Source organism: Dyella sp. (assembly GCF_051954575.1).
GTDB lineage: Bacteria > Pseudomonadota > Gammaproteobacteria > Xanthomonadales > Rhodanobacteraceae > Dyella_B.
In genome coordinates this window covers 1-9,069 of record NZ_JBQCHP010000057.1, presented here as the reverse complement: position 1 = coordinate 9,069, position 9,069 = coordinate 1, and the positions used below count along the sequence as shown (strand labels likewise).

Genomic DNA, 9,069 nt, shown 5'->3' with positions numbered 1-9,069 from the left:
ACAGCCCAGCACGATCCGAATGCGCAGCTTTTCATCCGCAGGCGCTTTACGAATTGCCAGATGCGCTAGCAACTCTGCACGCTCTTGATCGGTGATCGTTAACGTTGAAGCAGGGCGTCCGCGCTTGGCCATGAACAAGAGCTCCCGTTTATCAAGGAACCAACCATGACACACGGCATGAATTAGTTAAAGTTATTTTTGAGACACCGCACTAGCTCATGGCTTTCATGTTTTCGGCGTCCAGGCCGCTGTCCCGATCGTCGTGTCCCGTATGGGCGATAACGCAATTGCGCCCGATGTGCTTGGCCCGGTACAGCGCGGTATCGGCGTCCCTGCACAGCCGCTGCAGGTCGTACCCGCACGTGACGGTAGAGGCCAGGCCGATGCTGGCAGAGAAGGTTATCGCGCGCTCTCCTGCATCGATCGACGTGGCCTCGATCGTGGTGCGAATGCGATCGGCAATGGCAGCACCCTGCCCAGGCGTGCAATCCAGCAAGAGGATGCCGAACTCCTCGCCGCCGAGGCGCCCGAACAAATCGCTGGCGCGCAATGGCTGCTTGCAGAGGGCCACCGTATGCTTCAATACCGTGTCGCCAATGGCATGGCCGTGTGTATCGTTGATCTGCTTGAAGTAGTCCAGGTCGATGAAGATCAGGCAGGCAGGACCCAGCTTCCGTTCCATCAGGCGAATATGGCGCTGCGCTTCGCTGATGAAGTGCTGGTGGTTGAGGATGCCGGTGAGGCCATCGAGACGGGCTTGCCGCTGAAAATGGAGTTGCGCGCGCTTGGTGCGAAACAACCAGATGATCACGGAGCCCAGAACCACGAGCAGCAGCACGATATAGAGCCGGCCGGTTTCGATCGTCTTGACGGCCAGCGTCTGCTGCAAGCGAAGTATGTTGTTTTGCTTGCTCAGTTTTTCCGTCTCCAGCTTTTGAGCAAGCATGTGTTGCTGGGCCACGTCGTAAGCCAGCGTCCTGGCGCTGACATCGTTGAGATGGCCGATGTTCTGGGCAACGGCGTGTTCGTAATAGCCCAGTGCGGCTGCCACGTTGCCCTGCTTTTTTTCAACGTGATAGAGCACGTCGTAGGCGTCCCTCAACTCCTCATTGACATCGTTTGGAGAAGCAGCCGCCAGGGTATCGAGCGCTGCTGCATGTGCTTGGTCGTCCTTGCCCAGCTTCCAATATCCCTGCGCAAGCTCAGATCGAAGGTCCAGCGTATTGTAGTAATTGGGGTTGGAGTGAATGCCAGGGGCAATACGTTGGAGCAACGCTATCGCTTTGTCTGGCTGTCCTTCATCCAGGTAAAGACTAGCCTTGATGAGCCACAGCGAATCGGCAATGACGGGCTCGCCGGCGTTCTGGCAGATCTCGATGGCATGCTGAAGTTCCGGCATCGAGAGAGTCAGTCTGTGACTGTCATAAAACACATGTACAAGCATGGCCTGCGGTTTACATGGTGTTTCCCCTGCAGGAAGGGTCTGCATCATGTCGTGCGCATAGTTGGCCGCCAAATCGTACTGTCCCGCCAATTTGAGCAATTGCGATAGGTAGAACAAGACCAGGAAGCGCGTCAGCTTGTCTTGCGTTTTCGGCAGGTCGGCCGCCAACCGATTGGCGAGTTCAAACGCTTCCGTATAGCGCTTGTTGCTGCCCATGTCGTTCATGAGAACGGCAGCGGCCTTGGTCATCAAAATCGAATCTGCGGAATGATCCATGATGTCCCGCAGCATGATCTCGGCATTGGCGTAATCACCCTGGAAGGAAGCCTGATACGCGTCCAGGTAGCGCAATTGCCAGCGTTCGTGCGCGGACATGCCGGGAATTTGCTGATGCAGCACCTCCAGGAGGCGTTGAAATCTCGGGTGATTGGACGTGCGCAGGCTCTCGGTCTGGACCAGCAGCGTTGCGATGGAGGGCGCCGGCGCATCTTCGCTCAGCGACGGCTCGAAAGCGCAAAAAGCCATGGCCACAAAAATGGGCCATGGCCTGAAGCGGTGCTCCCACCGCGACATGCAATCTACCGATCGCGCGATGGTTGGTCTTGATCAGGGCGAGGCGGACGCGTTGGCGCGTGCTCGTCATGGTCATGATCCGGCTCTTCCGGATGCGAGGGACCATTCATGTTGTGCATTCTCACGGGCTTGTGCCCGAGTTCGGCAAACAACGCAGAGCGATCTTGAGACTTCACGGCCGCCTTCAACGCGGCCGTGGCATCTGTCGCTTCCAAGGTTTCCGCAAGTTTCTCGGCCGGAGCGCGACGCAGCGCGGCGTTCTTGCCGATGGTTTCCAACCATTCAATCGTATCTGCCATGTACTTCCCCTTTCCTCGTGAAGTTGACTGCCGTGATGCGATGGCGAAGCATTTATTGCCTCATGCAAAGCCGATTGCCTTATCCAGTTCCGCCAGCCGTTCGCGCATGGGGAGGTTCGGCCTCAACGGTGCGGCTGGCGCCAGTACCACGGTCTCCTGCGGAGCCAGCGTGGTATCGGATAAATCGCGCAAGGTGAGGCGCCTGATCTTGGCTTGCTCGATGGGCAGCGTTGCGCCGTAATAAATGATCACCTCGTGATCGAGCGGATAATCCTGGCTCAGTCTGTCCACCAGCAATTGGCGATAGGCCGGCCCGGTTTCGAGCCGCATCAGCGACCAATCCCCGACCACCGAGGTCTGCCATAGCACTACGTAGCCGGCGGGATTGATGCGATGCTCGTAGAACAGCAACTGGCTCGCTTCGAAATGTTGGCAACTGAAACGGCCCGGATCGATGCCCAAGTCCGCATAGAGGCAATCTTCAGCGGAAATGCCCGGTTCCATGTGCGCCTGGAAGCCCTCTGCACGGGCGACCTCGATCGCTTTGTGCGTCGACCAGGCGAAAATGCCGGGATGACCGTAAAACACCGCGCATACGCGTTTGCCCGCGCGCACTTCGGCCATCATCAGGTCCACCCATTCCTTATAGGTTTTCAGCCTTGATTTGCCCTCCGCGTAATAGGGCTGAAGGCTGCGCACGTCCTGATTCATGCGTTGCAGCCACATTTCTACGATGTGATCGGAAAGCGCCGCGAATACCACGTCGGCCTGCTCGATATGGTCGCGCGCCAGAGGAGTAAGGTGGGAGCCCAGGGTCATGCCCATGCCTACGCAAGCAAGGCTGCCGCGGGATGGTTTGTTCGATAGCCGAAGGGAAGACGCATGCATGGCGGGACCACAGTTCCTTGTTGGTCGGGCTCGAGTGCGCCCGGAGACGGGTCAACAGCACTTACCGAAGCAAGAGGCGTGCCTCTTCCGCAACTTGATGCTTCGGAGGCCGCGATACCCCTGATCCCCCGATTTGTATCGAGGCAGCCTTGCATGAGGCTGGCGAGGAGTGAAGCGATTGTGGTGACGCCCAGGGGTGGGTGACAAGCAAGGTCCATTTTTGCCCCACCGAGCATCCTGCCTGGAAATTCGGGCCTACATATGCAACCCAAAATCATCGCGCGTCGTCTTGCCCTTGTCGTCGATCCCCTTTGCATCCAGCTTCGGCGCCAGCACGAACATGCGGTTGTCGTCGATCTTGCCGCGCAAATACTGGCGCACCGCGCCAGCACGGCGCTCTGCCAGATGGCGTAGCGCATCCTGGTCGACCGTCACGTGGGCTTCCAGCATCTTGATCATTTCCTCGGGCGGCTGCGACTTGGTCAGGCCGATAAGATCGCGCGGCTTGTCGAACGTGGCGTGCTTGTACGCCCTGGTGAGGTATTTGTTGTAATCGTCGGTGCCGGGTTTGGCGGGCGCGGCTTTGGCGGCGGCGGTGCCGATGTCGTCGGCTTCTTCTTTTTGCACCATGTCGTCGACGGTGACGTGGCGCAAACCGTCTTCGTCCACGGAGGGGTCGACACGCCCGGTGATGTCGAGTTTCAGTTCCGGCTTCTTGTTGAGCACCTCCACCACGTGCGCGAGCTTGTCCTGCGCCTGCGCGTCGAGGACCGATGAGCCCGCGGCGAATTCCACATAGCCCAGGTCTTCCTTGCCATCACCGCCGCCGATGGAACCGAGCAATCGGAACGGCGAGGTGACGGCGCGCTTGAGCAGGTTGACGAACGCCTGCCAGATCACGCCGCCGAGGCTGAACTCCGGATCGTCGAGCGAACCGGAAACAGGTACGTGGATGTCGATATTGCCGTTGGAATCCTTCAGCAACGCCACCGCCAGCTTCACGGGTAAGTGGCCGATGCCGGGGCCTTCCATGCGATCGCCGAAAGTGAGCTGGTTGAGCACGATATGGTTGTCGGCGTTCAACTTGTTGTGGTCGAGCTTGTAATGCACGTCCATGGTGAGCCGGCCCTTGGTGATCGGGTAGCCCGCGTATTTGCCCGAATAGGGTGTGAGGTGCGTAAGCTCCACGTCCTGCGCCGTGGCCTTGATATCCAGGAATGCCACCGGCGTGAGCGGATTCATCACGCCTTCGATATCCACCGGCGAATCGTTGTCCAGCTCGCCCTTGAGGCTCACATCCGCCGGCGCGTTGTCGGTATCGGTACCGAACGCGCCGATCTTGCCCGCGAGCTGGGTGATGTTGGCCGTGTAGTTGGGCTTGATGAAGTTGTCGGTGTAGTTGAGGTTGCCGTTGGCAAGCGTGATCTGGCCGATATGGATGCTTGGCGGTGGCGTGGTGGAGGGCGGATTGTTCGGTGCGACCGTCGCCGTCGTCGTGGTGCCGCCGCCGGGAACGTGCGAGGTTTCCTTTACCGGTGGCGGCGCCACGTGCAAGGGTTGCGCCGGGCCGATCTGTTCGCGCGTGACCGACACCGGCGCCTGCTCGGGATGGGCCACTACGTCCTGCAGGTTGATGCGGCCGTTGGTGTTGATGATCACGCGCGCATAGAAGTCGTCCAGCGCCAATCCGCCGATATCGACCTTTGGCGCAGCGCCGCCCATTTCCAGCTTCATGTTGCTGGCGGCGAGTGAATTGAGACGCAGGAAATCGTCGTTGGTGACCTTGTCCAGCACGCGCAAGCGTCCCAGCAGCATGCTGCCCTGATAACTCATCAGCGGCTGCGGCTTATGATCGCGATAACGGATGCGGCCATTGGCACTCAACAATGCGCTGTCGATGTTGACGTTCAGCGGTACCTGCACGAGCGATGCGAACGGCGCCACCCACAGCTTGGTCGCCACGATGCGCAGATCCGCGTCCATCGGTTCCGGCTTGACGTTGCCATCGATGGTGAAGCTGCCGCGGCCGATGCCACCGCTCAGGTTGAGCTTGACCGGCTTGCGCATGTCGTCGGAAAGATTGTCCAGCGCGAACTTGTCGGCCTTGACTTCGATATGACCGTTCTTGCTCGGCAGGCTGGGATCGGTCAACGCAAAGCTGCTGCCGTCGATAAGCAGATGGGTGATGCTCCAATGCCAGCTTGGCGAGGCCGGCTGCCTGGTTTTGGCTGGTGGCGAGGGTTTGGTCAGGTTCGCAAGATCGATCGTGCCGTTCTGCAACCTGCGCGCATCGATCTTCAAGCCATGCAGCGTGACATCGTCGAGCTGCGCCGTGCTGCTGCCCAGGTCCAGATGCTTGATGCTGGCGTTCAAGGAATGCCATGCCACCGGCTTGCGGTTGCGCTGCGCCAATACAAAATCGTTGATCGCGAGTTTGCTGTGCTCCATGGTTAGCGCCAGCGTCTTGCTCCAGTCGATGCGCTGCTGCGTGTCGCCGTCCAGGGTGCCGCCGGCGATATCCGCATTGAGGGAATCCGGACCTAGCGCGGCGAGCGGTTGCAGCGCGACGTGGCTGGCGCTGACCTTGCCTTCGAAGCGGCTTGCATGCATGAACAGATTGCCGGCCGCACGCAGCTGGCCACCGGCCAGCGTGGAGCGCACGTCCACTGCACCCGGCTGGGCCGATACGGTGGAAAGCTTGCGGATCGCACCATGCATGTTTTCCAGCAACAGATGCACCGGTTTCGGTCCGGTGAGATCGGCGTAGTCCAGTGCGCTGTTCTGCAGCACGAGCAGGCCGATCTGCGCATCGGTAGGCGGCGTACCGGGCTTGGGCGGCGGCGCGTTCTTGCCGAGCAGTTCGTCGAAGTTGGTACGGTCGCCCGGTTGCTTGGTGTAATGCAGCGAGGCGTGGTCGAGCAGGATGCTGATGAAATCGTAGCGCGACTCCAGCGGCTGCACGTCGCGCAGCGCGGCCACGCCGTGCTTGATCTCCAGCATGGGGGCACGATCGTGCGTGGTCATGCTGAAATCGTCCAGCTGCAACGCGCCTTGCAGCACGAGTTGTGGTTTCGGTTGCGCCTGCACGAAACGCACGTCCAGTGTGCCGGACAACAAGCCGCTGGGAATGGCAGCAGGTAGCTGGGTCGGGGAATAGGTCAGATACTTGGCCAGGTCCAGGTGATCCATGGTGAAGCTGATCACCGACTCGCGGCTGCTCGCGAACGGCTTGGTTTGACCCTGGATGCGCAGCGCACTGCCGTCCACGCGCATGGCCAGCAGCGGTTGCACGAAGATGTCCACGTCGTGCGGCAGGTTGGCGATGAACGGCACGCCGATGTCCAGCTGATCCACGTGGTGCGTAGCGTTCTGCACCCGGTCGTCGAACTGGATGTCACCGTCGTGCACGCTGATGTTGGAAATGGCGAAGCGCGTCGGCGAAGCGTTCGGATCGGACGGCTTGGCTGCAAAACGCTGGATGATGTCGCTGAAGTTGAAGGTCTGCGGACCGCTGCGCGTGATGTGGATCTGCGGATGCTGCAGCGTCAACTGATCCAGCACCGGCGCCAGGTGGAACAGCGAACTCCACGAACCGTTCACGACCAGCTGATCCAGGTCGATGAAAGGTGTGCTGCCGTCGCGCTCGCCGATATGCAGCCGGTCCACGGTCAGGCGCACGGTATACGGATTCAGATGCACCGCGCCGATCGTGACTGGCCGTTCCAGTTGCGCGGCGAGCTGCTTTTCCAGCTGGCTCTTGATCAGCCCGGGCGCAATGAAAAAGCCGAACAGGCCGAACAGCAGCAGGACGATGGCGATGACCAGCGCGGTGATGCGCAGGCGGCGGGAGTGGTACGCGCGCGTCGCGCGTTCGCGACCGGCTTTGATCAGCGCTTGCGGCGACCGTGCTTGAGGTGACCGGTTTCCGTTCGTCATACCGTCGATGCTCTCCCGTGACATCGCGGACCGACCGTGCCGGCAAGCCAGCCGTGCTCTTAGCCCTTCCGTTACTTCATGTCGGCGCGCCAATGGAGCGAGTGTAGCCGCGCTTTGTGAATTGCGTAACCGTAGGTTGGGGCGCAAACCCCAACATCGCGATCTTCACGCATCCCGACGTTGGGGTTTGCGCCCCAACCTGCCTCAATGCCAGGAGCAAACCACCTTGCCGCACGCGCCCGCATCCATCAGGTCGAAGCCCTTCTGGAAATCGTCGATGTGGATCTGGTGGGTGAGCACCTTCTGCAGCGGGAAGCCGGTCAGCACCATCTGGGTCATCTTGTACCAGGTCTCGTACATGCGCCGGCCGTAGATGCCCTGCAGCGTGAGGCCCTTGAAGATCACCTTGTCCCAGTCGATGCCGGCACCCTTCGGCTGGATGCCCAGCAACGCGATCTTGCCGCCGTGGTACATCACGTCGAGCATGTCGTTGAAGGCGCGCGGATTGCCGCTCATCTCCAGGCCGACGTCGAAGCCTTCCATGTGCAGGTCCTTGACCACCTCGCGCAGCGACTGGTTGGCCACGTTGACCACGCGCGTCGCGCCCATGTCGGCGGCAAGCTTCAGGCGGTAATCGTTGACGTCGGTGACCACCACGTTGCGCGCCCCGACATGCTTGGCGATGCCCGCGGCGATGATGCCGATCGGGCCGGCGCCGGTGATCAGCACGTCCTCGCCGATCAGGTCGAATTCGAGTGCGCAGTGCGCAGCGTTGCCGTACGGATCGAAAAAGGCGGCGAGCTCGGAGGGGACCTGGTCGGGGATCGGCCACAGGTTGGATGCCGGAACGGCCACGTATTCGGCGAAGGCACCGTTGCGGTTGACCCCGATGCCGACGGTATTCGGGCAGAGGTGCTGCCGCCCGGCGCGGCAGTTGCGGCAGTGGCCGCAGACGATGTGGCCCTCGGCCGAAACGCGGTCGCCGACCTTGTAGCCGGTCACCGCACTGCCGAGCTCGGCAATTCGTCCGACGAACTCGTGACCGATGGTCAGGCCCTGAGGAATGGTGCGCTGGGACCACTCGTCCCACTTGTAGATGTGCAGGTCGGTGCCGCAGATGGCGGTCTTCTCGACCTTGATCAGCACCTCGTTGGGGCCGACCTGCGGAACCGGCACCTCTTCCATCCAGATGCCCTGTTCGGGCTTGCGCTTGACCAGGGCTTTCATCGTCTGCGGCATGGGACCACCATCGTCGGGCCCGCGAACGCGGGCGGGGAAAGCTGACGATTATAGGGCCATGCCGCGGGTGCGGCCGTGCACTCAGCCGAGGGCGTGCAGGGTGATCGAGAAGGCGAGGCTGATGAGGACGCAGACGGTCAGCCAGAACCCGAAGTTGTTCTTGTCCCAGATCGGCTTGCGGGTCACCGGCGACTCTCCGCGAGCCGGGTGGCGGGAAGTGGGCTGGGCGATCGGGTGGGGGCGGGGTGCGGACGTGGCTGTCCCTGGCCGCAGCATGACAACTGCCCCCTGCATACCGTCCTGGTCGTGTTCCGCATCGATTCGGTGCGCCATGGCGTGAATTCTATGTAGTCGCCGTATGTGGATGGTGCGCTCACGCGGATGCGCAGGCAAGCAGCCACCGGGGCAGGGGACGAAGTATTCCCGGGGAACGTGACCGATTTCACTCGCCGGGGGAACGTCGGCAAACGGTGGAGTCCGCTCGTGCGCCACCTACAATGCACCGATGACTGCCGATGCGCGCCCGCCCGCCGTATTCCTGATGGGTCCGACCGCATCGGGCAAGACCGCGCTCGCCTGCGCGCTGCGTGAGCGCTTCGCACTGGAGCTGGTGAGCGTGGACTCGGCGCTGGTCTACCGCGGACTGGACGTCGGCGCGGCCAAGCCCGATGCCGCCACGCTGGCTCGCCA

Annotated in this window: 7 protein-coding genes; 1 reads left to right on the top strand and 6 read right to left on the bottom strand. The window is 61.4% G+C overall.

Going from position 1 to position 9,069, the window contains the following annotated elements; all coding sequences use genetic code 11:
- Window positions 1-211: 211 nt before the first annotated feature.
- From ACTHNE_RS07965 to ACTHNE_RS07940, 6 genes are all read right to left on the bottom strand, one after another.
- A complete protein-coding gene (locus ACTHNE_RS07965; protein WP_440268964.1) occupies window positions 212-2,017 on the bottom strand; it encodes a tetratricopeptide repeat-containing diguanylate cyclase in 1,806 nt (601 codons plus the stop codon).
- 5 nt (window positions 2,018-2,022) lie between these two features.
- Window positions 2,023-2,295 carry a hypothetical protein gene (locus tag ACTHNE_RS07960; protein ID WP_324945886.1) on the bottom strand — a complete coding sequence of 91 codons (273 nt, stop codon included), beginning with the start codon at window positions 2,293-2,295 and terminating at the stop codon, window positions 2,023-2,025.
- An 81-nt stretch (window positions 2,296-2,376) separates the two neighbouring features.
- A complete protein-coding gene (locus tag ACTHNE_RS07955) occupies window positions 2,377-3,204 on the bottom strand; it encodes an SAM-dependent methyltransferase (RefSeq protein ID WP_440268963.1) in 828 nt (275 codons plus the stop codon).
- Window positions 3,205-3,459: 255 nt separating this feature from the next.
- Window positions 3,460-7,140 (bottom strand): DUF748 domain-containing protein, encoded by a 3,681-nt coding sequence (locus ACTHNE_RS07950; protein ID WP_440268962.1) that lies wholly within the window; start codon window positions 7,138-7,140, stop codon window positions 3,460-3,462.
- A 204-nt stretch (window positions 7,141-7,344) separates the two neighbouring features.
- The gene (tdh, locus tag ACTHNE_RS07945) at window positions 7,345-8,379 is read right to left on the bottom strand and encodes an L-threonine 3-dehydrogenase (RefSeq protein ID WP_440268961.1); all 1,035 of its coding nucleotides are present in this window, start codon (window positions 8,377-8,379) and stop codon (window positions 7,345-7,347) included.
- Between the two features lie 81 nt (window positions 8,380-8,460).
- Window positions 8,461-8,712 (bottom strand): hypothetical protein, encoded by a 252-nt coding sequence (locus tag ACTHNE_RS07940; protein ID WP_440268960.1) that lies wholly within the window; start codon window positions 8,710-8,712, stop codon window positions 8,461-8,463.
- Window positions 8,713-8,884: 172 nt separating this feature from the next.
- Here ACTHNE_RS07940 and ACTHNE_RS07935 point away from each other — a divergent pair.
- A partial coding sequence (locus tag ACTHNE_RS07935) for an isopentenyl transferase family protein (RefSeq protein WP_440268959.1) occupies window positions 8,885-9,069 on the top strand: 185 nt, incomplete at its 3' end.